The sequence below is a fragment of the Streptomyces coelicoflavus genome (assembly GCF_045041415.1).
GTDB lineage: Bacteria > Actinomycetota > Actinomycetes > Streptomycetales > Streptomycetaceae > Streptomyces > Streptomyces coelicoflavus.
Genome location: NZ_CP108218.1, coordinates 6635868 through 6658035 on the forward strand (window position 1 = coordinate 6635868; position 22168 = coordinate 6658035).

At 72.4% G+C, this 22168-nt stretch carries 21 protein-coding genes and 1 tRNA gene; 11 read left to right on the top strand and 11 right to left on the bottom strand.

Features of this window, described 5'->3' with window-relative positions; all coding sequences use genetic code 11:
• The first annotated feature begins 18 nt into the window (after window positions 1-18).
• The gene (locus OHA99_RS29765) at window positions 19-720 is read left to right on the top strand and encodes a FadR/GntR family transcriptional regulator (protein WP_007388275.1); all 702 of its coding nucleotides are present in this window, start codon (window positions 19-21) and stop codon (window positions 718-720) included.
• A gap of 49 nt (window positions 721-769) precedes the next feature.
• Here the strand turns inward: OHA99_RS29765 and OHA99_RS29770 are convergent, their stop codons facing one another.
• Together OHA99_RS29770 and OHA99_RS29775 are read right to left on the bottom strand one after the other, a co-directional pair.
• Window positions 770-1150 (bottom strand): YchJ family protein, encoded by a 381-nt coding sequence (locus OHA99_RS29770; protein WP_153180622.1) that lies wholly within the window; start codon window positions 1148-1150, stop codon window positions 770-772.
• A 53-nt stretch (window positions 1151-1203) separates the two neighbouring features.
• Window positions 1204-1291 (bottom strand) — tRNA-Leu (locus OHA99_RS29775).
• A 161-nt stretch (window positions 1292-1452) separates the two neighbouring features.
• On the opposite strand from OHA99_RS29775, the gene OHA99_RS29780 reads away from it, so the two are divergent.
• From OHA99_RS29780 to OHA99_RS29790, 3 genes are all read left to right on the top strand, one after another.
• The gene (locus tag OHA99_RS29780; RefSeq protein ID WP_153180623.1) at window positions 1453-2778 is read left to right on the top strand and encodes a M20/M25/M40 family metallo-hydrolase; all 1326 of its coding nucleotides are present in this window, start codon (window positions 1453-1455) and stop codon (window positions 2776-2778) included.
• Between the two features lie 155 nt (window positions 2779-2933).
• Window positions 2934-3167, top strand: a complete 234-nt coding sequence (gene chpH / locus OHA99_RS29785; protein WP_003977150.1) for a chaplin ChpH — start codon at window positions 2934-2936, stop codon at window positions 3165-3167.
• Between the two features lie 178 nt (window positions 3168-3345).
• Complete coding sequence (locus tag OHA99_RS29790; protein WP_153180624.1) at window positions 3346-4119, top strand: chaplin; 774 nt, start codon at window positions 3346-3348, stop codon at window positions 4117-4119.
• 96 nt (window positions 4120-4215) lie between these two features.
• Here OHA99_RS29790 and OHA99_RS29795 read toward each other — a convergent pair whose 3' ends face one another.
• Window positions 4216-4404 (bottom strand): DUF5703 family protein, encoded by a 189-nt coding sequence (locus OHA99_RS29795; RefSeq protein WP_007388288.1) that lies wholly within the window; start codon window positions 4402-4404, stop codon window positions 4216-4218.
• Window positions 4405-4451: 47 nt separating this feature from the next.
• Here OHA99_RS29795 and OHA99_RS29800 point away from each other — a divergent pair, with 47 nt between their 5' ends.
• On the top strand, window positions 4452-5228 hold the full coding sequence (locus tag OHA99_RS29800; RefSeq protein WP_153180625.1) for a hypothetical protein: 777 nt from the start codon (window positions 4452-4454) through the stop codon (window positions 5226-5228).
• Between the two features lie 126 nt (window positions 5229-5354).
• On the opposite strand, the gene OHA99_RS29805 is transcribed toward OHA99_RS29800, so the two are convergent.
• Window positions 5355-7730, bottom strand: a complete 2376-nt coding sequence (locus OHA99_RS29805; RefSeq protein ID WP_405698383.1) for a helix-hairpin-helix domain-containing protein — start codon at window positions 7728-7730, stop codon at window positions 5355-5357.
• Window positions 7727-8713 carry an aldo/keto reductase gene (locus tag OHA99_RS29810; protein WP_042825857.1) on the bottom strand — a complete coding sequence of 329 codons (987 nt, stop codon included), beginning with the start codon at window positions 8711-8713 and terminating at the stop codon, window positions 7727-7729. Before OHA99_RS29810 ends, OHA99_RS29805 begins: the two co-directional genes overlap by 4 nt.
• Before the next feature lie 113 nt (window positions 8714-8826).
• On the opposite strand from OHA99_RS29810, the gene OHA99_RS29815 reads away from it, so the two are divergent.
• Both OHA99_RS29815 and OHA99_RS29820 read left to right on the top strand, forming a co-directional pair.
• Window positions 8827-9882 carry an LLM class F420-dependent oxidoreductase gene (locus OHA99_RS29815; RefSeq protein WP_153180627.1) on the top strand — a complete coding sequence of 352 codons (1056 nt, stop codon included), beginning with the start codon at window positions 8827-8829 and terminating at the stop codon, window positions 9880-9882.
• A 237-nt stretch (window positions 9883-10119) separates the two neighbouring features.
• A complete protein-coding gene (locus OHA99_RS29820; protein ID WP_366473222.1) occupies window positions 10120-10908 on the top strand; it encodes a ferritin-like domain-containing protein in 789 nt (262 codons plus the stop codon).
• Window positions 10909-10924: 16 nt separating this feature from the next.
• Here the strand turns inward: OHA99_RS29820 and corA are convergent, their stop codons facing one another.
• A complete protein-coding gene (corA, locus tag OHA99_RS29825) occupies window positions 10925-11920 on the bottom strand; it encodes a magnesium/cobalt transporter CorA (RefSeq protein ID WP_164385347.1) in 996 nt (331 codons plus the stop codon).
• Between the two features lie 61 nt (window positions 11921-11981).
• Between corA and OHA99_RS29830 the strand changes: the two genes are divergently transcribed.
• The 4 genes from OHA99_RS29830 (at window position 11982) to mshC (ending at window position 15470) form a co-directional block, all read left to right on the top strand.
• Entirely contained in the window at window positions 11982-12668 is a 687-nt protein-coding gene (locus OHA99_RS29830) for a histidine phosphatase family protein (protein WP_153180630.1), read from the top strand.
• Between the two features lie 82 nt (window positions 12669-12750).
• The gene (locus OHA99_RS29835) at window positions 12751-13341 is read left to right on the top strand and encodes a DUF3090 domain-containing protein (RefSeq protein ID WP_007447870.1); all 591 of its coding nucleotides are present in this window, start codon (window positions 12751-12753) and stop codon (window positions 13339-13341) included.
• On the top strand, window positions 13305-14138 hold the full coding sequence (locus OHA99_RS29840) for an SCO1664 family protein (RefSeq protein ID WP_405698384.1): 834 nt from the start codon (window positions 13305-13307) through the stop codon (window positions 14136-14138). Before OHA99_RS29835 ends, OHA99_RS29840 begins: the two co-directional genes overlap by 37 nt.
• 102 nt (window positions 14139-14240) lie before the next feature.
• Window positions 14241-15470 carry a cysteine--1-D-myo-inosityl 2-amino-2-deoxy-alpha-D-glucopyranoside ligase gene (mshC, locus tag OHA99_RS29845; protein WP_007447866.1) on the top strand — a complete coding sequence of 410 codons (1230 nt, stop codon included), beginning with the start codon at window positions 14241-14243 and terminating at the stop codon, window positions 15468-15470.
• 220 nt (window positions 15471-15690) lie between these two features.
• Here mshC and parJ read toward each other — a convergent pair whose 3' ends face one another.
• The 5 genes from parJ to OHA99_RS29870 all read right to left on the bottom strand — a co-directional run bounded on the left by parJ (window position 15691) and on the right by OHA99_RS29870 (window position 21979).
• Window positions 15691-16674, bottom strand: coding sequence for a filament polymerization regulator ParJ (gene parJ, locus OHA99_RS29850; protein WP_054103205.1), 984 nt, complete (start codon window positions 16672-16674; stop codon window positions 15691-15693).
• A gap of 146 nt (window positions 16675-16820) precedes the next feature.
• Window positions 16821-18437, bottom strand: coding sequence for a glycerol-3-phosphate dehydrogenase/oxidase (locus OHA99_RS29855; protein ID WP_153180632.1), 1617 nt, complete (start codon window positions 18435-18437; stop codon window positions 16821-16823).
• Between the two features lie 8 nt (window positions 18438-18445).
• Window positions 18446-20005, bottom strand: coding sequence for a glycerol kinase GlpK (gene glpK / locus OHA99_RS29860; RefSeq protein ID WP_381498277.1), 1560 nt, complete (start codon window positions 20003-20005; stop codon window positions 18446-18448).
• A gap of 84 nt (window positions 20006-20089) precedes the next feature.
• Window positions 20090-20884, bottom strand: coding sequence for an MIP/aquaporin family protein (locus OHA99_RS29865; protein ID WP_153180633.1), 795 nt, complete (start codon window positions 20882-20884; stop codon window positions 20090-20092).
• Window positions 20885-21214: 330 nt separating this feature from the next.
• On the bottom strand, window positions 21215-21979 hold the full coding sequence (locus tag OHA99_RS29870; protein ID WP_153180634.1) for an IclR family transcriptional regulator: 765 nt from the start codon (window positions 21977-21979) through the stop codon (window positions 21215-21217).
• Window positions 21980-22168 lie beyond the last annotated feature (189 nt).

The following is a 22168-nucleotide window of genomic DNA, read 5'->3' on the forward strand; positions in this document are numbered from 1 at the left end:
GCCCCGTACGCTGAGTGCATGAGCACACCGGGCCGGGGGCTGCACGGCCGCGTACTGGACACCCTCGGCCCCGCGATCACAGCGGGCGAATACCCCGCGGGCAGCGTCCTGCGCACGGACGAACTCGCCCAGCGTTTCGAGGTGTCGCGCTCGGTGATGCGGGAGGCGGTCCGGGTGCTGGAGTCCATGCACCTCGTCGAGTCCCGCCGCCGCGTCGGCGTCACCGTCCTCGCCGAGTGCGAGTGGAACGTCTACGACCCGCAGGTCATCCGCTGGCGCCTGGCCGGCTCCGAGCGTCCCCGGCAGCTGCGCTCCCTGACCGTGCTGAGGTCGGCCGTCGAACCGGTGGCCGCGGGCCTGGCGGCACGGCTCGCGACGCCCGAGCAGTGCGCCGAGCTGACCGAGTGCGCGCTCGGCATGGTCGCCAACTCACGCGGTCACCGGCTGGAGGAGTACCTCTTCCACGACGTGGCCTTCCACCGCGTCGTCCTCACCGCCTCCGGCAACGAGATGTTCGCCCGCCTCGGCGGCGTCGTCGCCGAGGTCCTGGCCGGCCGCACCCACCACGACGTGATGTTCGAGGACCCGGACCCGGCCGCCGTCACCCTGCACGTCCAGGTCGCCGAGGCGGTCCGTGCCCGTGACGCCGAGCGCGCGGAACGGCTGACCCGGGAGATCACCGAGGGGGCCCTCCAGGAGCTGGACATCCTGGCGCCGTAGAGAGCCGTAGAGAGCCGTAGAGAGCCGTGGTGTGCCGGCGGGAGCGGCGTCAGTCGAGGAACTCCCCGTCCACGTACACCCACGCCCCGTCCACCCGCTCGAACCGGCTGCGCTCGTGCAGCGAGCCGCCCCGGTAGGACGCCCGGAACGTCACGGTCCCGGTGGCGTGGAAGGCGGAGCCGTCGCCCGAGCCCAGGATCTCCAGGCCGGTCCACCGCATGCCCGGGTCGAGGTCGAGCCGGGCCGGCCGCGTCCGCGGGTGCCAGGTGCGCAGCAGATAGCCCGCGTCCTGCTTCACGAAGGCGCTGTAGCGCGAGCGCATCAGGGCCTCGGCGGTCGGGGCGGCGGCGGTCCCGGCGTGGAAGCGGCCGCAGCACTTCTCGTACGGCTCGGACCGGCCGCAGGGGCAGGAGAGGGTGCGCGTGGGCATGACGACCACTGTAGGGGAAAAGCAGAAAACCCCTGCTCAGCAGGGGTTTTCACTGGTGTCCGAGGGGGGACTTGAACCCCCACGCCCGATAAAGGGCACTAGCACCTCAAGCTAGCGCGTCTGCCATTCCGCCACCCGGACAAGGTGTCTGTCGCGCGAGGTGTTCCCCTTGGCGACGACGTAAACATTACCAGGCTTTCCGGGGTGGCCGATCACCCCCTCCTTGGGTCCGGACGGCCGCAGGGGGAGGATGAGGGGGACCCAGGAGCAGGAACATCGGCAGCGACAGCGGGAGGAACCACGTGAGCGACTCGGGCACGGCCAGGAGCGTCACCGGCGAGGACGAGGTCGTCGACCTCTGCCGCGAGCTGATCCGGATCGACACCAGCAACTACGGCGACCACTCGGGCCCCGGCGAGCGCAAGGCGGCCGAGTACGTCGCCGAGAAGCTCGCCGAGGTGGGACTGGAGCCGAAGATCTTCGAGTCCCACCCCGGACGCGCCTCCACGGTGGCCCGGATCGAGGGCGAGGACCCGTCCCGGCCCGCGCTGCTCATCCACGGCCACACCGACGTCGTCCCGGCCAACGCGGACGACTGGACCCACCACCCCTTCTCCGGGGAGGTCGCCGACGGGTGCGTGTGGGGGCGCGGCGCCGTCGACATGAAGGACATGGACGCGATGACCCTCGCGGTCGTGCGCGACCGGCTGCGCAGCGGGCGCAAGCCCCCGCGGGACATCGTCCTCGCGTTCCTCGCCGACGAGGAGGCCGGCGGCACGTACGGCGCCCGCCACCTCGTGGACAACCACCCCGACCTGTTCGACGGCGTCACCGAGGCGATCAGCGAGGTGGGCGGCTTCTCCTTCACCGTGAACGAGCAGCGCCGCCTCTACCTGATCCAGACGGCCGAGAAGGGCATCCACTGGATGAAACTGACGGTGGCCGGCACCGCGGGGCACGGATCGATGATCCACCGCGACAACGCCATCACCGAGCTGTCGGAGGCCGTCGCGCGCCTCGGCCGGCACAAGTTCCCCGTCCGCGTCACCAAGACGACCCGGGCCTTCCTCGACGAACTCGGCGACGCGCTCGGCACCGACCTCGACCCGGAGAACATGGAGGGCACGCTCGCCAAGCTCGGCGGCATCGCCAAGCTCATCGGGGCGACCCTCAGCAACACCGCCAACCCGACCCAGCTGGGCGCCGGTTACAAGGTCAACGTGATCCCCGGCGAGGCCACCGCACACGTGGACGGACGCTATCTGCCCGGGTACGAGGAGGAGTTCCTCGCCGACGTCGACCGCATCCTCGGACCGCACGTGCGGCGCGAGGACGTGCACGCCAACAAGGCCGTCGAGACCACCTTCGACGGCGCGCTGGTCGCCGCGATGCAGTCCGCGCTGGTGGCCGAGGACCCGGCCGCGAAGGCGGTCCCCTACATGCTCTCCGGCGGCACGGACGCCAAGTCCTTCGACGAACTCGGCATCCGGGGCTTCGGATTCGCGCCGCTCAAGCTGCCGCCGGAGCTGGACTTCGCGGGCATGTTCCACGGCGTCGACGAGCGGGTTCCGGTGGAGGGACTCCAGTTCGGCGTGCGGGTGCTCGACCGCTTCATCGACGCGTCCTGAAACGCGGGTGCGGACGCGTCCCGAATCGGCCGTGCGTGCGAGAGGCGACCGGGACGAGTGAATGCACTCATAAGCTCGTAGCCTCATTACTCCCTCCTCGTTACAGGTAATGCGATCGGCAATTTTGGGATCGCGTTTGCCAACTAGGAGGAACAATGCTCAAGAAGGTCGTCGCCGCTGCGGCTGCCACCGGTGGTCTGGTTCTCGCGGGCGCGGGCATGGCCGTCGCCGACTCCGGTGCCCAGGGTGCCGCCGTGCACTCGCCCGGCGTCCTTTCCGGCAACGTCGTCCAGGTTCCCGTGCACGTGCCGGTGAACGTCTGCGGCAACACGATCTCCGTGATCGGCCTGCTGAACCCGGCCTTCGGCAACGTCTGCATCAACAAGTGACGTTGTGCCTCGCCCCGTGAGGATCTGATGCCGCCGGCCCCGGAGCGCGCGCCATGCGCTCCGGGGCCGACGGCCTTTCGGGGGACATTCGAGGCGAGTGGACGACAGCGACGCCGGAATTCCGGCACTCTCGGCATTCTCGGTACCACGGGACCAGGACAAGGCAGGGATTCAGGAAATGCGACAGGTCACCCGCAAGGGCCTGATGACGATGGCGGCGGCCACCGGCGTGATCGCCGCCGCGGGCGGTGCCGCCCACGCGGACTCGGGTGCGCACGGTTCGAGTTCGGGCTCGCCCGGCGTACTGTCCGGCAACACGGTGCAGGCACCGGTGCACGTGCCGGTCAACGTCTGCGGCAACACGGTGGACGTGGTCGGCGTCCTCAACCCGGCGATGGGCAACTCGTGCGCCAACCAGGGCGGCGGCGACTCCGGAGGACACGGCGCCCCGGGCGGATACGGCGACTCCGGGAGCCACGGCGGCTCGCACGGGGACTCCGGGGGCTCTCACGCGGGCGGTCACGCCACCGACTCGCCGGGCGTCGGCTCCGGCAACCACGTCGAGGTGCCGATCGACGTACCGGTGAACGTGTGCGGCAACAGCATCAACGTGGTCGGCGCCCTCAATCCGGCATTCGGCAACGACTGCGACAACGGGGGAGGAGGCGGGGACCACTCGACGCCCCCCGGCGACCACGAGACGCCTCCGGAGAAGCCGGACAACCCCAACCATCCCGACACCCCGGACAATCCGTCCACTCCGGGCGGCGATACGCCGGGCGACTCCACGGACCACAACCAGCCGGGCACCCAGACCGTCGCCCAGCCCGGCGGTCACGCGGCGCTCGCCGAGACCGGCAGCGACCTGCCGCTGGGCCTCGTCCTGCCGGTGGGCGCCGGCGCGCTGCTCGCCGGCACGGTGCTCTACCGCAAGGCACGCGCCTCGGCGTGAGAGGGACACACCGGCACACGGAGCGGGCTCCGCATCGGCGGGGCCCGCTCCGCGTCCACCTCCGTCACTCGCGCCCGACCGGTCCCGGTCACCGGATCACCAGGTGGCGCGCACCTGGCGGATGATCCGCCGCCGCAACCGCACCTTGCGGCTGCCGTCACGCAGCAGGGTCAGGCGGTACAACTCCCAGTGTCCGTACTCGGCATGGTCCGTCAGCTGACGTGTGGCCTCCTTGCGGGTGACCCCGCGCGGTAGGTACACATCGACAAATTCGTATTCCGGCATCGAATCTATTGTGCGGGCTGGGGCCCGGTACGGATAGCGTCTGCACTATGTCTGATGCTGCGCAGCCCACCGCTGCCGAGGTACGCGCCGCCGCCGAGGCGGTCAAGACCGCGCTCGACCGCCACCTTGCGGCGGTCGAACGCCGGTCGGGAGAGGAAGACCCGGCCGTCTACGACGCGTTCAACGAGCTGGCCGCGGCCGCGGAGGCGTACGACGAACTGCTCTACGACCGGTACGACGAGGTCACTCCCTTCGAGATCCCCGGCGAGGACACGCTGCCTCCGTACACGGGCCCCGAGGAACCCAGCGCGCTCAGCGTCCTGATCCGCCGCGACTACGCCGTGGCCGAGCCGCAGCGGCTGATGGCCCAGGCCCGACGGGTCGAGGCGGCGGACGGGGAGGGGCCGGGCGTGGAGGTGTCGAACACGGTGCACGGGGCGCTCGGCCTCCTGTTCGGCGAGTTCGAGCCGGACGAGATCGCCTCGCGGCACAAGGAGTTCGGGCTGGAGGAGGGCGACTCCACGCTCTGGGTGACGGCCGCGGACGAGAGTGCCGATCCCGGCGAGTGGCTGGAGGCGCCGTTCGAGGAGGCCGACCCGGAGCGGGTGGTCTGCCGCTTCGACGTCAGCGCGGTCTTCGACGAGGAGCTCGACGACGACATCGACGACATCGACGACGAGGACGACGGCGGCGACGAGGACGACGACGGCGACCTGCCGGAGCTGGACGAGGACCTCGACACGAACCTCGACACGGACACGGACGAAGACGAGGACGACGAGGACTCCGCCGGGGAACCGGCGCGTCTGGAGGCCGACCGCTGAGCGCCTCGGGCCACGGCACGGGGCGATGCCGTGGCCCGAGGCGGTGTCGGCTGGGTGCCGTGGCCGCCCGGCGCGGGGCGGCCGGGCGGGGTAGCCGGGCGGGGTGGCAGGGGACAGGCGGCCGGATCAGTCCGTGGCCGGGACCTGCGGCGTGAGCAGGACCGGCAGCCGGGTCGTCCGGGGTTTGGCCGGGATCTCCGACACGGCGCGCGGAAGCGCCTGCTCCACGCCGTGCACCACGGACAGGTGCCGGGCGGCCCGGCCGAACGCCGTGTAGATCCAGGGGCGGCTGAGGGCCGGCACGGCGTCGCCGGGCAGCACCACGACCACCGCGGGCCAGCGGCCGCCCAGCGCCTGGTGGGCGGTCAGCGCCCAGCCGTGCCGCACGGAACCCTCCACCCGGTCCTGGGGCACGACCACGGTCTCGCCCGCGCACGACAGATGCAGCCCGTCGGCGTCGGCCCCGACCACCCGGCCCGGCAGCACCCGGCCCGGCGCGGGGGAGTGGACGACACGGTCGCCGGGGTCGAAGCCGCCGAAGCGGCCGGGGCCCGGGTTCAGCCGTTCCTTCAGCGCCGCGTTGAGCGCCCGGGTGCCCGCGGCGCCGCCGTGGCCCGGGGTGATCACCTGGGTCTGCTCGGCCGGGACGCCGATCGCGCGCGGCACCGAGTCCGCGACGAGCTGGACGGTGCGGTGCACCGCCTCGCCCGCGTCGCGCACCGGCACGATCACGACCTCCTTGCCGGGCGCCTCCACCTGGCCCAGCTCGCCGATGCCGATGCCGGAGACGAGTTCGCCGAGGGGACCGGGATCGGGGCGCCGTGAGGCGACCTGGGGGCAGAGCCGGGCCGCCAGCAGATCCGCGAAGACCCGTCCGGGACCCACGGACCAGAGCACCGCGGGGTCCCCGGTCAGCACCAGCCGGGCCCCGTCCGGCAGCGACTCCGCGAGCAGGGCGCCCGCCTCCACGTCGAGCTGCGGCGCATCGAGCACGACGAGCAGATCGAGGTCCAGCGCCCCGTCGGCGTCGCGCCCCGGTCCCTCGGCACCGGTCAGCAGCCCGGTCACGGTGACGGCGGCAGGGACGGCGGCGGTGGCGGGGGCGGCCTGTCCCGGTCCCGGGGAGGGCGAGTCGGACGACGGGTCGCCCAGCAGGGCGGCGAAGCGGTCGCGTCCGAGCGGGCCGGGCGCGGCGGCCCAGGCCCGCAGGCCCAGGGAGTGCGCCGCCCGCAGCAGGGCGGCGGGCTCGGCCAGGGACGCCTCGCCTCCGGTGTGCAGGACCAGCCCGTGGCCCGCGACGGCGCGGATCAGTTCGGCGGCGGAGCCCTGTGCGGAGGCGGCGGCCCGCTCCCAGTCCGGGGTGGAACCGTCCTGCTTGGGCGGCGAGTTGACCAGCCGGGCCAGGCCGTCGGCGAGGCTCTCCTCGGCGAGCGCGTACCGCTCGAGGCCGATCAGCACCCGCACGGGGCGCTCCTCGCCCTCGCCCTCCGCGCTCTCGCCCTCCGCACCCTCTCCGTCCGAGCCGCCCACGGCTCCGCTCGCCGCACGCTCGGGCCGGGCACCGGGCTCGTCCAGGGCGTCCTGGAAGGCGAGTGCCTCCCCCTCGGCCAGCGCGCCCTGCACGGCCGCGTCGGGATCCGGGACGCCCCGCTGGGCCAGCGTCGCGGTGAGCCGCGGCAGCTCCAGCGCCGTGTGCCCGGCCAGGGCCGCCTGCTCCAGCAGCCAGACGGTGACGGCACGGCCGCGCCGCTCGTCGTCCGGACCGCACTGGGCGCCGAGCAGTGCGCGGGCGAACCCGTCGGCCTGCTCCGGCCGCACTCCGCCGACCCGGAGCAGCTGCCAGGGATCCGCGCGCAGCGCCTCCTCCGCACCCTCGCCGAGGAGCGCGGCGGTCTGCGGGGCGAGCGACTCGGGGGCGCCTCCCTCGGCCAGGACGTCCCGCACCGACCGCACGGTCTCCGGCGCCGGTCCCACCGGCCCGGCGGGGGTGACGGCCGGCTCGGGGTGCGCCGGACGGGGCCGTCGTACCGGCTCCGGGGCGGGGCGGCGCGCGGGCTCGGGGGCGCCGAAGACCGCGGCCGCCGGCTTCTCACCGCTCTCCACGGCGCGTACGGCGGCGAGCAGATCGGCCGCCGTGCCGCTCAGCTTGCCGCCGGCGTCGATCGGCCCCTGCTTCCCGGCCTTCCGCCGCTCGATCCGCTCCCGCTCGACCCGCTGCGCGGCCAGCTCGGCCTCGCCCTCGGACACCTGCGCGGCCGCTTCGCCCCCGTCACCGGAGCCGGCCGCGGACTCGGCCGTGGTGTCCGGCTCCGTGGTGTCCGGCTCCGTGGCGCTGCCCGGTTCTACGGCGTCCGGCTCCGTGGCGCTGCCCGCTTCTACGGCGTCCGACTCCGCGGCGTCCGGAGTGTCCGGCGCGGGCACCTCGGCCGTGCCCGGGGTGTCCGGCCCGGTGTCCACGGCGTCCGTGGTGTCCTTCGAGGCGGGCTCGGGCTCCGTGCTCACAGCGTGCTCCAGTCGTGATCGGGATAGCGGTGCACGGGCGCCGACACGTCGTCGAGAGCCCGGCAGATCTCGTCAGGAAGACTAAGGGCCTCCACTGACAACGCCGCCGTCAGCTGCTGCGCGGTGCGCGGGCCGATGATCGGGGCGACCACCCCGGGCCGGTCGCGGACCCAGGCCAGCGCCACCTGGAGCGGGGTCACCGCGAGCCCGTCCGCCGCCGTCGCCACCGCGTCCACGATGTGCCCGGCCGTGTCGTCGAGGTAGGGCTCGACGAACGGGGCCAGATGGTCCGATGCACCCCGCGAGTCCGGCGGGGTCGCGTCCTTGCGGTACTTGCCCGTGAGCACCCCGCGGCCCAGCGGGGACGAGGGCAGCAGACCGATGCCCAGGTCCAGGGCGGCCGGCAGCACCTCCCGCTCGACGCCCCGCTGGAGCAGCGAGTACTCCATCTGGGTGCTCGCCACCCGGTTGCGGACGCCGGGCGCCGCCAGCTGCCAGGTCGCCGCCTTGGCCAGCTGCCAGCCGCAGAAGTTGGACACCCCCGCGTAGCGCGCCCGGCCGCTGCTCACCGCCACGTCGAGGGCGTGCAGCGTCTCCTCCAGCGGGGTGTGCGGGTCGAAGGCGTGCAGGTGCCACACGTCGACGTGGTCCGTGCCCAGGCGGGCCAGGGAGGCGTCCAGCGCGGAGAGGAGGTGGGCGCGCGAACCGTCGAAGCGGCGGTCCGGGTCGGGCACACTGCCCGCCTTGGTCGAGATCACCAGGTCCCGGCGCGGCACCAGGCCCTCCATCAGCCGCCCGAGCAGGTACTCGGACTCCCCGTCGCCGTACACGTCCGCCGTGTCGACGAGGGTCCCGCCCGCTTCCCAGAAGGTCTTCAAGAGGTCCGCGGCGTCGTGCTCGTCCGTGTCCCGGCCCCAGGTCAGGGTGCCGAGACCGATGCGGGACACGCGCAGACCGGTGCGGCCGAGATGCCTCTGCTCCATGAACGCCGACATTACTGGCCACGGCCGGCGCTGTGGGGGCCTGTGGACAACCGAATTCCGCGCGCTAAGGTCGGGGCACCAGCCACGTTACTGATCGGTAAGGGGAATCGGCCATGCAGCTCGGGATCAACCTCGGCTACTGGGGTGCCGGAATGGACGCGGACAACCTGGCCGTCGCCCAGGAGGCGGACCGGCTCGGATACGCCGTGTGCTGGGCCGCCGAGGCCTACGGCTCCGACGCGGCCACCGTGCTGACCTGGGTCGCCGCCCAGACCGAGCGCATCGACGTGGGCTCGGCCATCTTCCAGATCCCGGCCCGCCAGCCCGCGATGACCGCGATGACCGCCGCCACCCTGGACTCCCTGTCCAAGGGCCGCTTCCGCCTCGGCCTCGGCGTGTCGGGACCGCAGGTCTCCGAGGGCTGGTACGGCGTCAAGTTCGACAAGCCGCTCGCCCGCACGCGTGAATACGTCGAGATCGTGCGCAAGGCGATGACCCGGGAGCGGCTGTCCTACGAGGGACGGCACTGGACGCTGCCGCTGCCCGACGGCCCCGGCAAGCCGATCAAGCTGACCGTGCACCCGCAGCGCGAGCACATCCCGCTGTACATCGCGGCGATCGGCCCGAAGAACCTGGAGCAGACCGGCGAGATCGCCGACGGCGCCCTGCTCATCTTCCCCTCCGCCGACCACCTGGAGGAGACCGCCGTCAAGCACCTGCGCGCCGGACGCGAGAAGGCCGGCAAGTCCCTCGACGGCTTCGACGTCTGCCCGACGCTGCCGCTCGCCCTCGGCGACGACAAGGACGTCACCGCCCTCGCCGACACCTTCCGGCCGTACACCGCGCTGTACGTCGGCGGCATGGGCAGCCGCAAGCAGAACTTCTACAACCAGCTCGCCCAGCGCATGGGCTACGAGCAGGAGGCCGCCGAGATCCAGGACAAGTACCTGTCCGGCGACAAGCAGGGCGCCGCCGAGGCCGTACCCCACGACCTGATCGACCGGACGACGCTGCTCGGCTCCGTCGACCGCATCGCCGACCGGATGAAGGCCTACGCCGCGGCCGGGGTCACCACCCTCACCCTCGCTCCCGCGGGCTTCACCCTGGACGAGCGGCTCGCCGCGCTGCGAGCCGGCACCGAGGCCCTGGAGCGCGCCGGACTGGCGTGACACGGGAGGAAAGTTTCTGCGGCCGTGGTGGGGGCTCGGGGGTCTTCCCCGCCACGGCCGTCACGAGGAACAACGCGCCCACGCGCGCGGGGTTACGCCTCCCGCCGGCCCCGGCCCTCCTCCTTTCGGCGCAGTCGTCCGCCGCACCTGTTGCCGCGCACCCGCACCCGCACTTGACTCGTGCATCGCGGAGTGTGCGGAACCTGCGGACCACGCAGCGGCAGAGAGGTGCCCCCGATGCTTTCGGCCAAGAGTCTCTTCCAGGAGATCCTCGACAACGACGAGTCGTTCCGTCTCTTCTGCTCCATCGCGGCCAGCGGCGAGTCCCAGGGCGGCTGGGAGAACGCGCGCATCGCCGCGCTGGTCCCGGACAGCGAACGGCACCTCGCCCCCAAGATCACCCGGCACGGCGCGGACGAGGACAAGCACGGCCGGATCTTCAACGCCCTGCTGAAGAAGCGCGGCCTCCAGCCCGTCGACGTACCGCCCGAGACCGACTACACGATGCTCCTCGAGCGGCACGGCATCGGTCTCGCCCACGAGAAGCTCAAGGCCGACCAGCCCCTCACCGTGCGGGACGTCATCACCTATCTCGCCCACAGCAGGGTCACCGAGCAGCGCGCCGCCGAACAGATGGCGATGCTCCTCAAGTACTTCGCCGACCACCCCGACCTCGGCCGGGCGGTCCGGATGATCTCGGCCGACGAGGACAACCACCTCGCCTACTCCCACGAGGAACTGCTCCACTACGCCGCCGCCGGACACGCCCCGTACATCCGCCGGACGCTGCGTGAGTGCGCGCACGCCGAGATCCGCGTCCACCGCGACGTCAGCCTCGCGGTGATGGCCCGCATGGGGCGCATCCTGGGCTGGTCGCGCGCCAGGTCGGCGCTGCTCGCGGCGGGCATCCACGCAGTGTACGCCGCCGAGCGCGCGGCCGGCTGGCGGCGCATGGTGACGCTCCGGACACCCGAACGGCGCGACGCGCTCGGCGGACCCGCCACCGCGGCCCCCGAGGTCGCCTGACCGGTCCCGCCGCGCCCTACAGCCAGCCCCGGCGCTTGAACTGCCGGTACAGCAGCACCTCCAGGACGGCCATCAGCGCGATCACCGCCGGATAGCCCCACGTCCAGTGCAGCTCCGGCATGTGGTCGAAGTTCATGCCGTAGATCCCCGCGAGCATCGTGGGGACCGCCGCCATGGCCGCCCACGCCGAGATCTTCCGCATGTCGTCGTTCTGCCGGACGCTCGTCTGGGCCAGATGCGCCGACAGGATGTCCGAGACCAGCCGGTCCAGGCTCTCCACCGACTCGTTCACGCGCGTGAGGTGGTCGCTCACGTCCCGGAAGAAGGGCCGCGCCCTGTCGTTCACGAACGGCACCCCGCCGCCGTACGCCCCCGTACCGGCCAGCCGGGCCAGCGGCGGCGCGAGCGGACCGGTCGCCCGGCGGAACTCCAGCACCTGCCGCTTGAACGTGTAGATCCGCGACGCCGTGTGCCGGGAACCGCCGCCCTCCGGAGAGAAGACCTCCGCCTCCAGCTCCTCCAGGTCCGTCTGGAGCTCGACCGCCACGTCCAGGTAGTGGTCGACGGTGGCGTCCGCTATCGCGTACAGCACCGCGGTGGGCCCCTTGCCGAGCAGTGCCGGCTCGTGCTCCAGCCGCTGCCGCACGGCCTTCAGCGGGGACCCCTCACCGTGCCGGACGACCACCGCGAAGGCGTCGCCCAGGAAGATCATCAGCTCGCCGGTGGAGACGGCGTCACTGTGCGGCTCGTACACCACCGGCTTCAGCACGGCGAAGACCGAGTCGTCGTACACCTCCAGCTTGGGCCGCTGATGTGCCTTGAGCGCGTCCTCCACCGCCAGCGGATGCAGCCCGAACTCCTGGCTGACCAGGTCGAACTCCTCCGCCGTCGGCTCGTGCAGACCGATCCACACGAAGCCGCCCGCCCCGCGCGCCGCGCCGAGCGCGTCGGAGAGGTCCTCGGGCCCGTCCGTGCGGTGCCCGTCCCGGTAGATGGCACAGTCGACGATCACCGAACCCATTCTCCCCTCGTCCGGGCGCCCCTGTACCGCGCCGTACGCCTACCCTGGCCGCATGCCCACGCTGATCCTGGTTAGGCACGGACGCTCCACCGCCAACACCGAGGGACTGCTCGCCGGCTGGACGCCCGGCGTCGCCCTCGACGAACGCGGCGCCGCGCAGGCCGCCGCGCTCCCCGGGCGGCTCGCCGGCCTGCCGCTCTCCGAGATCGTCACCAGCCCCCTGCAACGCTGCCAGGAGACCCTCCGGCCGCTGCTCGACGCCCGGCCCGGGCTGCGGGCGCACACCGACGAACGGATCGGGGAGTGCCACTACGGCGACTGGTCCGGCCGCAAACTCGCCGAGCTCAAGGACGAGCCCCTGATGGAGGTGGTGCAGGCGCACCCCTCCGCCGCGGCCTTCCCCGGCGGCGAGTCGATGCGCGCCATGCAGACCCGCGCCGCCGAAGCGGTACGCGAGTGGAACGCGCGCGTGGAGCGTGACCACGGCCCCGACGCCGTCTACCTCATGTGCTCCCACGGCGACATCATCAAGTCCCTCGTCGCCGAGGCACTCGGCCTCCACCTCGACCTCTTCCAGCGGATCTCCGTCGAACCCTGCTCCGTCACCGCCATCCGCTACACCCGGCTGCGCCCGTTCCTCGTCCGCCTCGGCGACACCGGCGACTTCGCCTCCCTCGCCCCGCGCGAGGAACCGCCCGGCGACCAGGCCCCGGTCGGGGGCGGTGCGGGCGCACCGTGATCGTCCGCCGCAGTAGGGTGAACCGGTCGCGGCAGCACTGCCCCCGATCTTCCGCTTTCCCCGACTCCCATGGAGACAGGACGTGTCCCGTCAGGTGTTCCTCTACGACCAACCGGAACGTTTCGTGGCCGGTACGGTCGGGCTGCCCGGGCGCCGTACGTTCTTCCTCCAGGCCACCGCAGGCTCCCGGGTGACCAGCGTGGCCCTGGAGAAGACCCAGGTCGCCGCCCTCGCCGAACGCATGGACGAGCTTCTGGACGAGGTCGTACGGCGCAGCGGCGGCAGCACCGTCGTCCCCGCCACCGCGCCCACCGGCCCCGCCGACACGGCGCCGCTGGACACCCCCGTCGAGGAGGAGTTCCGGGTCGGCACCATGGCGCTGGCCTGGGACGGCGAGGACCAGCGCATGATCGTCGAGGCGCAGGCCCTCGTGGAGCTGGACGCCGAGTCCGAGGAGGACCTGGCGGAGGCCGAGGAGCGGCTGCTCCAGGACGAGGAGAACGGCCCGCCCATGCTCCGCGTCCGCCTGACCGGCGCGCAGGCCAGGGCCTTCGCCAAACGCGCCCTGGACGTCGTCAACGCCGGGCGGCCGCCGTGCCCGCTGTGCAGCCTCCCGCTCGACCCGGAAGGACACGTATGTCCGCGCCAGAACGGATACCGCCGCGGAGCGTGACCACCGACGCGGCTGCGGCCGAACTGCTCGCCCTGGGCGAACTGATCGTGCGCGGACGCATCCGTGACGCCTCCAACGCGGCGCTGTACTGCACGGTGACGCACGAGGGACACGAGGCGGCCTGCGTCTACAAACCGGTCGCCGGAGAGCGACCGCTCTGGGACTTCCCCGACGGCACCCTCGCCCAGCGCGAGGTCGCCGCCTACGAGGTCTCCGAGGCCACCGGCTGGGGCCTGGTCCCGCCCACCGTGCTGCGCGACGGCCCGTACGGCGAGGGCATGGTCCAGCTGTGGATCGAGACCGTGCCGGACACGGAACTGCTCGCCCTGGTCGACGAGGAGCAGCCCGCCCCCGGCTGGAAGGGCATCGCGCTCGCCGAGGTCGGCGAGGGGCGCACCGCCCTGCTCGTGCACGCCGACGACGAACGCCTGCGCCGGCTCGCCGTCCTGGACGCCGTCATCAACAACGCCGACCGCAAGGGCGGCCACCTGCTGCCCGCGGCGGGGGAGCGGCTGTACGGCATCGACCACGGCGTCACCTTCAACGCCGAGAACAAGCTGCGCACCCTCCTGTGGGGCTGGGCGGGCGACCCGCTCACCGCGGAGGCCCTGGCGGTGCTGGACGCCCTCAAGGAGGCGCTGAAGGACGGCGGCGGCGCCCTGGCGACCCGGCTCGCCGCGCTCATCACCCCCGCCGAACTCGACGCCACGCGCGCGCGGGTCGACGACCTGCTGGCCTCCGGCAAGCACCCCGAACCGAACGGCGAGTGGCCGGCCATCCCCTGGCCGCCCCTGTAGACATCCGCTGTCACACCGGCCGGAGGTGCGCAAGAGCGCCTTACCGGCCATCCGGCCCGGTCCGGTTCGTGTACGGAACATCCGTCCGGTTAGGCTCATGTCATGCATGCCTGGCCCGCTTCCGAGGTCCCCGCCCTGCCTGGTCAGGGCCGCGACCTGAGGATCCACGACACCGCGACCGGCGGCCCGGTCACCCTCGACCCCGGTCCCGTCGCCCGTATCTACGTCTGCGGCATCACGCCGTACGACGCCACCCACATGGGGCACGCGGCGACCTACAACGCGTTCGACCTCGTGCAGCGCGTGTGGCTCGACACCAAGCGGCAGGTCCACTACGTCCAGAACGTCACCGACGTGGACGACCCGCTCCTCGAGCGGGCCGTGCGCGACGGGGTCGACTGGACCGCCCTCGCCGAGCAGGAGACCGCCCTCTTCCGCGAGGACATGACGGCGCTGCGGATGCTGCCGCCGCAGCACTACATAGGCGCCGTCGAGGCCATACCCGGCATCGTCCCGCTCGTCGAGCGGCTGCGTGACGCCGGCGCGGCCTACGAGCTCGAGGGCGACGTCTACTTCTCCGTCGAGGCGGACCCGCACTTCGGCGGCGTCTCCCACCTCGACGCCGCGACCATGCGGCTGCTCTCCGCCGAGCGGGGCGGCGACCCCGACCGGCCCGGCAAGAAGAACCCGCTCGACCCGATGCTGTGGATGGCCGCCCGCGAGGGCGAACCCAGCTGGGACGGCGGGTCGCTCGGCCGCGGGCGCCCCGGCTGGCACATCGAGTGCGTGGCCATCGCCCTCGACCACCTGGGCATGGGCTTCGACGTCCAGGGCGGCGGCTCCGACCTGGCCTTCCCGCACCACGAGATGGGCGCCTCGCACGCCCAGGCCCTCACCGGCGAGTTCCCCATGGCCAAGGCCTACGTGCACGCCGGCATGGTCGGTCTCGACGGCGAGAAGATGTCCAAGTCCAAGGGCAACCTGGTCTTCGTCTCCCAGCTGCGCCGCGAGGGCGTCGACCCGGCCGCCATCCGGCTCACGCTGCTCGCCCACCACTACCGTTCCGACTGGGAGTGGACCGACCAGGTCCTGGAGGACGCCCTCGCCCGCCTCGACCGCTGGCGCGCCGCCGTCTCCCGCCCCGACGGCCCGCCCGCCGAGGCCCTGGTGGAGCAGATCCGCGAAGCCCTCGCCAACGACCTGGACTCCCCGGCCGCCCTCGCCGCGATCGACGACTGGGCCGCCCTCCAGCAGGCCTCCGGCGGCACGGACATCGGCGCCCCGGGCGTCGTCTCCCGAGCGGTGGACGCGTTGCTGGGCGTAGCGCTGTAAGGCCCCGACTGCGGGCAGTCGCCACGCCGCCCGCCCCAGCTGCGGGCAGTCGTGCCTCCCCCAGTGCCTGAACGGCCTGGGAGGTACCCCCAGGGCGGCACGGGTGGGCGCAGGCGGCAACCGGCCCAGTGCCGGCCCACGCCCTCCCGCAGTAACCCGCACCAAAATGACCGAGGGGCGCTCCCACCAGGGAGGCGCCCCTCACTCATGTCCAACCGGCTCAGTCCTCCGAGGACTCCTCGTCCTCCCCGCCCGCCTTCGGCGGCTTCGGCGGCCGCGTCCGCCCGCTCGGATTGTCCCGCAGGAACGGCGTACCGGCCGGACCCTCGCCCCCGTCCGCCGTGGCGTGCCCGCCCGGCCCGCCCCCGTCCCGCCGCCGCAGATACCGCTCGAACTCCCGCGCGATCGCCTCGCCCGACGCCTCCGGCAGCTCCGCCGTGTCCCGCGCCTCCTCCAGCGACTGCACGTACTCCGCGACCTCGGTGTCCTCCGCGGCCAGCTGGTCCACGCCCACCTGCCAGGCACGCGCGTCCTCGGGCAGCTCGCCCAGCGGGACCCGGACCCCGATCAGGTCCTCCAGCCGGTTCAGCAGGGCCAGCGTGGCCTTCGGGTTCGGCGGCTGCGACACGTAGTGCGGCACCGCCGCCCACAGCGACACCGCCGGCACGCCCGCGTGCGCGCACGCCTCCTGGAGGATGCCGACGATGCCCGTGGGCCCCTCGTACTTGGTCTCCTCCAGGTCCATGCGCCGGGCCAGGTCGGCGTCCGACGTGGTGCCGCTGATCGGGACCGGACGGGTGTGCGGGGTGTCGCCCAGCAGGGCACCCAGGACGACCACCAGCTCGACGCCCAGCTCATGAGCGAAGCCCAGCAGCTCGTTGCAGAACGAGCGCCAGCGCATGGACGGTTCGATGCCCCGCACGAGCACCAGGTCGCGCGGTTTGTCGCCCCCGACCCGGACCACCGAGAGCCTCGTCGTCGGCCAGGTGACCTTGCGGACGCCGTCCTCGATGAACACCGTGGGACGGTTGACCTGGAAGTCGTAGTAGTCCTCGGCGTCCAGCGCCGCGAACACCTCGCCCTTCCACTCCTTGTCGAGATGCGCGACCGCGGTGGAGGCGGCGTCACCGGCATCGTTCCAGCCCTCGAACGCGGCCACCATGACCGGGTCGACCAGCTCGGGAACCCCCTCGAGCTCGATCACCCAGCGCCTCCTTCCGACGTGCCCTCGCGTACCCCCCAACCTTACGGCGTGCCGAGGGGCCGCCCGCAGCCCCTTCGTACGGGGCAGTGAACGGATCACTGCCCCGTACCCGGGGCCGGAACACCCGACGCGGGAGCCGGCCGGTCCTACTTCTTGTCGAGCACGTCCTGGACCCGCGTGCGGACGTCGTCCGTGGCCAGGCCGCGGATCGTCAGCGTCGTACGGCGGCGCAGCACGTCGTCCGCCGTCTCGGCCCACTCGTTGTCCCGGGCCCACACGACCTGCGCCCAGATCTCCGGGGCGTCCGGGTGCACGCGCTGCGCCAGCTCGGGGCTCTCGTTGGCGAGCCGGGCGATGTCGAAGGCGAGCGAGCCGTAGTGCGTGGCCAGGTGCCTGGCGGTGTCGGCCGCCATGCGCGGGCCGGGCGCGGAGCCGTCCACCAGCAGCCGGTGGGCCACCGCGCGCGGGTTGGCGACGCCGGGCAGCGGCAGCTTCTTCGGCAGCGACGCGATCGGCTCGAAGCCGTCACCCAGCGGGTGGCCGGGCAGCGACTCCAGCTTCTTCATCACCGTACGGCCGATGTGGCGGAAGGTGGTCCACTTGCCGCCCGCGACGGACAGCATCCCGCCCCGACCCTCGGTGACGACCGTCTCGCGCTTGGCCTTCGACGTGTCTCCGGGACCGCCGGGCAGCACCCGCAGGCCCGCGAAGGAGTACGTGATGAGGTCACGGTCCAGCTGCTGGTCGCGGATGGAGAACGCGGCCTCGTCGAGTATCTGGGCCACGTCCTTGTCGTTGACGGCGACGTCCCCCGGGTCGCCCTCGAACTCCTCGTCGGTGGTGCCGAGCAGCAGCATGTCCTCCCAGGGGAGGGCGAAGGTGATCCGGTACTTGTCGATCGGGGTGGCCAGCGCGGCCTTCCACGGCGCGGTGCGCTTGAGCACCAGGTGCGCGCCCTTGGACAGGCGGATGGACGGGGCCGCGGCCGGGTTCTCCATGCGGCGCAGGTGGTCGACCCACGGTCCGGTCGCGTTGAGCACCAGGCGGGCGTTCACCCCGAACTCGTCGCCGGACAGCCGGTCCTTCAGCTCGGCGCCGGTCACCCGGCCGTCGGTGAAGCGCAGCCCCGTGACCTCGGCGTGGTTGAGGACCACCGCACCGGAGTCGACCGCCGCGCGGACCGTCATCAGGGCCATGCGGGCGTCGTTCATCTGGTCGTCGCCGTACACGGCCACGGCCTTGAGGTTGTCGGTACGCAGCTCCGGCACGTCCTGCGCGGCCTTGGCCGGGGAGAGCAGGTGGCCGACGCCGTCGCCGAAGGCGGACAGCGCCGAGTACGCGAAGACGCCGGCCCCGAGCTTCGCCGCGCCGTGCGGCCCGCCCTTGTACACGGGGAGGTAGAAGGTGAGCGGGTTCGCCAGGTGGGGGGCCACCTGGCGGGAGACCGCACGGCGCTCGAAGTGGTTCTCCGCCACCAGCTTCACCGCGCCGGTCTGCAGGTAGCGCAGTCCGCCGTGGAGCAGCTTGGAGGAGGCGGAGGAGGTGGCGCCGGCGAAGTCGCCGGCATCGACCACGGCCACCCTGAGGCCGGACTGCGCGGCGTGCCAGGCGGTGGAGATGCCCAGGATGCCGCCGCCGATCACGAGAAGGTCGTACGACGCCTTGGAGAGCTGCTCCCGGGTCTCGGCGCGGCTCGGGTTGGAGCCGGAGGCCGGGTGCGTACCCAGGGCAGGCACGGACTGCAGGGTGGACTGAGTGGTCATGGTGGTTCTTACTCCTCGTCCTCGAGCCAGCCCATGGTCCGCTCGACGGCCTTGAGCCAGCTCTTGTACTCACGGTCGCGGATCTCCGCGTCCATGCGGGGGGTCCACTCGGCGGCCCGCCGCCAGTTGGCGCGCAGGTCGTCGGTGCTGTTCCAGAAGCCGACGGCGAGACCGGCGGCGTAGGCGGCGCCGAGGCAGGTGGTCTCGGCGACCATCGGGCGCACCACGGGGGCGTCCACGAAGTCGGCGAGGGTCTGCATCAGCAGGTTGTTGGAGGTCATGCCGCCGTCGACCTTGAGGGCGGTCAGCTCCACGCCGGAGTCCTTCGTCATGGCGTCCGCGATCTCGCGGGTCTGCCAGGCGGTGGCCTCCAGGACGGCGCGCGCGAGGTGCGCCTTGGTGACGTACCGGGTGAGGCCGGCGATCACACCGCGGGCGTCGGAGCGCCAGTACGGGGCGAACAGGCCGGAGAAGGCCGGTACGAAGTAGGCGCCGCCGTTGTCCTCGACGGTCAGGGCGAGGGTCTCGATCTCGGCGGCGGTGGAGATCAGGCCCATCTGGTCGCGCATCCACTGCACCAGCGAACCGGTGACGGCGATCGAGCCCTCCAGGGCGTAGACCGTGTCCTGGTCGCCGATCTTGTAGCCGACCGTGGTCAGCAGGCCCGAGTAGGAGTTGATCAGCTTGTCACCGGTGTTCATCACCATGAAGGTGCCGGTGCCGTACGTCGACTTGGTCTCGCCCTCGGAGAAGCAGGTCTGGCCGAACAGGGCCGCCTGCTGGTCGCCGAGCGCGGAGGCGACCGGGATGCCGCCGAGCAGCTCGCCGAGGCGGCCGCCGGTGATCTCGCCGTAGACCTCGGCGGAGGAGCGGATCTCGGGGAGCATCTGCATCGGTACGCCGATCGACTCGGCGATCTTCTCGTCCCACGCCATGGTGTGCAGGTTCATCAGCATGGTGCGGGAGGCGTTGGTGACGTCGGTGACGTGCTTGCCGCCGTTCACGCCGCCGGTCAGGTTCCAGATGACCCAGGTGTCCATGGTGCCGAAGAGCAGGTCGCCCGCCTCGGCGCGCTCGCGCAGCCCGTCGACGTTGTCCAGCAGCCAGCGGGCCTTGGGACCGGCGAAGTAGGAGGCGAGGGGCAGGCCGGTCTCGCGGCGGAAGCGGTCCTGGCCGACATTGCGGCCGAGCTCCTTGCACAGGGCGTCGGTGCGGGTGTCCTGCCAGACGATGGCGTTGTGGACGGGCTCACCGGTGTTCCTGTCCCAGACGAGGGTGGTCTCGCGCTGGTTGGTGATGCCGATGGCCTTGATGTCGTCGCGGGTGATGCCGGCCTTCTCGACGGCTCCGGCGACGACCTCTTGGACGTTGGTCCAGATCTCGGTGGCGTCGTGCTCGACCCAGCCCGGCTTGGGGAAGATCTGCTCGTGCTCCTTCTGGTCGACGGAGACGATGCGCCCGTCGCGGTCGAAGACGATGCAGCGCGAGGAGGTCGTGCCCTGGTCGATCGCGGCGATGAACGGCCCGTGGCCGTGGGAGGCGATGCCGGTGGTGTGGGCGTCGGTCACTGTGTGCTCCTGGGGTTCCGTGGTGGGTGGCCGGTGCGTACGGCGCGTGGTCTGCGGCTCGATGATCGCCGAGCGGGGGCCCGCTCAGGCGAACGCGACGTTGTAGACACCTCCGGCGATCGCACCGCCGATCAGCGGACCGACGACCGGGATCCAGGCGTAGGACCAGTCGGAGCCGCCCTTGTTGGGCAGCGGCAGCAGGGCGTGCACGATGCGCGGGCCGAGGTCGCGGACCGGGTTGATCGCGTATCCCGTCGGACCGCCGAGCGACAGACCGATGGAGACCACCACGAACCCGGTGATCAGGGCGCCCAGGATGCCGAGGCCGTTGCCCTCGTCGTTCAGGCCCTGGGTGAGGATGGCGAGCAGCAGCACGAAGGTGCCGATGATCTCGGTGGCGAGGTTCTGGACCGTGTGCCGGATCTCGGGGCCGGTGGAGAAGACGCCCAGGACCGGGCCGGCGCCCTTCTCCTGCGCCTCGACCGACTTGGCCGTCGTGTCCTGTGCGCCGGGGCCGCCGACGATCTCGCGGTCGGTGAGGTGGGCCTGGAACTGGCCGTAGTAGGCGATCCAGACCAGGACCGCGCCGATCATGGCGCCGAGGAGCTGGCCCGCGAAGTAGGTCGGGGTGTTGCTCCAGTCGCCGTCCTTGATCGCGATGCCCACGGTCACGGCCGGGTTGAGGTGGGCGCCGGAGAGCGGACCCGATATGTACGCCGCCGTCATGACGGCGAAGCCCCACCCGAAGGCGATGGCGAGCCAGCCGGCGTTGCGGGCCTTGGAGGCCTTGAGCGTGACGGCGGCACACACGCCGCCGCCGAGCAGGATGAGCAGGGCGGTACCGATGGTCTCGCCGATGAAGATGTCGGAGCTGGACACCCGCGACTCCTTTGTCCTTCGTCCAGGGAAAGCCGAACCCCGGGTCCCTCCGGGTGTTCCGGCGCCCTCGGTGTGAGAGCGATGGCGGCCCTTGGCACTGTGGACACTCTAACGCGTATTGCCGGTAGGTGTTCGACAATGCCGACCGATGGACGCGAGTCTCGTTCGGCGTCACGCGTGCGTCAAGAGCTGTGTTATCGAAAGCACGATCGTTATTGATCGTCGTGGGTTATCGATCTCCGGCCCCGGCGCCCCGCGGGAACGGCGAAGGCCGGGACACCCTCGGTGTCCCGGCCTCCACGCGCGTGTCCGCGCCTGCTCGCGTGCGCCCTAGAACCGCCCGGCACCCAGGTCCCGCGACACCGCGCGGGCGCAGTCCCGCACCGCCGCGACCAGCTCGGTCCGCAGCTCGCCCTCCCGGCACAGCCGCTCCACGGCCCCGGTGATGCCGACCGCGCCGACCGGCATCCGCCTGCGGTCGTGGATGGGGGCGGCGATGGAGGCGATGCCCTCCCAGGTCTCCTCGACGTCGGCGGCGTACCCCCGCGCGCGCGTGATGTCCAGGACGTGCTCGAAGCTGTCCGGCTCGCAGACCGTCCGGTCCGTGAACGCCTTGCGGTCGGCCTCCAGTGCCTCGCTGTGCGCCACCGGGTCGTACGCGGAGAGCACCTTGCCCAGTGCCGTCGAGTGCAGCGGCTGCATGGCCCCGATCTCCAGGACCTGCCGGCTGTCGTCGGGCCGGAAGACGTGGTGCACGATCAGGACGCCCTGCTGGTGCAGGACACCGAGGTGGACGCTCTCCCCGCTGGAGCGGGCCAGGTCGTCCGTCCACACCAGGGCGCGCGCCCGCAGCTCGTGCACGTCCAGATAGGTCGTGCCCAGGCGCAGCAGTTCGGCGCCCAGCTGGTAGCGCCCCGAGGCGTCGTCCTGCTCGACGAAGCCCTCCTGCTGGAGGGTGCGCAGGATGCCGTGTGCGGTGCCTTTGGCCAGACCCAGCGACGAGGCGATGTCCGACAGGCCGAGCCGCCGCTCGCCGCCCGCGAGCAGGCGCAGCATCGCGGCCGCCCGCTCGAGCGACTGGATGTTCCGTGCCATCGACGTACTGCCTCCGTCCCCTTCGACTGCCGACCTCGGCGTCGCTGACGTCGTTCGGCAATGCCGAACACTACCGGTCCATGCCGACCTCCCGCTAATGGTCGGCGGGCAACTGTTGCACTTCGGCCACCTCCCGGTGACCGCGGACGACCCCCGGGGCACGCGTCCGCCGGACGCGCGCCACCGCCC

What these genes read in the sequence shown, in the direction of transcription:
- OHA99_RS29790 (WP_153180624.1), top strand. Translation starts at nt 3,346, where the DNA reads ATGCGACAGGTCACCCGCAAGGGCCTGATGACGATGGCGGCGGCCACC.
- OHA99_RS29800 (WP_153180625.1), top strand. Translation starts at nt 4,452, where the DNA reads ATGTCTGATGCTGCGCAGCCCACCGCTGCCGAGGTACGCGCCGCCGCC.
- chpH (WP_003977150.1), top strand. Translation starts at nt 2,934, where the DNA reads ATGCTCAAGAAGGTCGTCGCCGCTGCGGCTGCCACCGGTGGTCTGGTT.
- OHA99_RS29795 (WP_007388288.1), bottom strand. Translation starts at nt 4,404, where the DNA reads ATGCCGGAATACGAATTTGTCGATGTGTACCTACCGCGCGGGGTCACC.
- OHA99_RS29820 (WP_366473222.1), top strand. Translation starts at nt 10,120, where the DNA reads ATGCTTTCGGCCAAGAGTCTCTTCCAGGAGATCCTCGACAACGACGAG.
- OHA99_RS29840 (WP_405698384.1), top strand. Translation starts at nt 13,305, where the DNA reads ATGTCCGCGCCAGAACGGATACCGCCGCGGAGCGTGACCACCGACGCG.
- OHA99_RS29815 (WP_153180627.1), top strand. Translation starts at nt 8,827, where the DNA reads ATGCAGCTCGGGATCAACCTCGGCTACTGGGGTGCCGGAATGGACGCG.
- OHA99_RS29810 (WP_042825857.1), bottom strand. Translation starts at nt 8,713, where the DNA reads ATGGAGCAGAGGCATCTCGGCCGCACCGGTCTGCGCGTGTCCCGCATC.
- mshC (WP_007447866.1), top strand. Translation starts at nt 14,241, where the DNA reads ATGCATGCCTGGCCCGCTTCCGAGGTCCCCGCCCTGCCTGGTCAGGGC.
- OHA99_RS29770 (WP_153180622.1), bottom strand. Translation starts at nt 1,150, where the DNA reads ATGCCCACGCGCACCCTCTCCTGCCCCTGCGGCCGGTCCGAGCCGTAC.
- OHA99_RS29765 (WP_007388275.1), top strand. Translation starts at nt 19, where the DNA reads ATGAGCACACCGGGCCGGGGGCTGCACGGCCGCGTACTGGACACCCTC.
- OHA99_RS29830 (WP_153180630.1), top strand. Translation starts at nt 11,982, where the DNA reads ATGCCCACGCTGATCCTGGTTAGGCACGGACGCTCCACCGCCAACACC.
- OHA99_RS29855 (WP_153180632.1), bottom strand. Translation starts at nt 18,437, where the DNA reads ATGACCACTCAGTCCACCCTGCAGTCCGTGCCTGCCCTGGGTACGCAC.
- OHA99_RS29870 (WP_153180634.1), bottom strand. Translation starts at nt 21,979, where the DNA reads ATGGCACGGAACATCCAGTCGCTCGAGCGGGCGGCCGCGATGCTGCGC.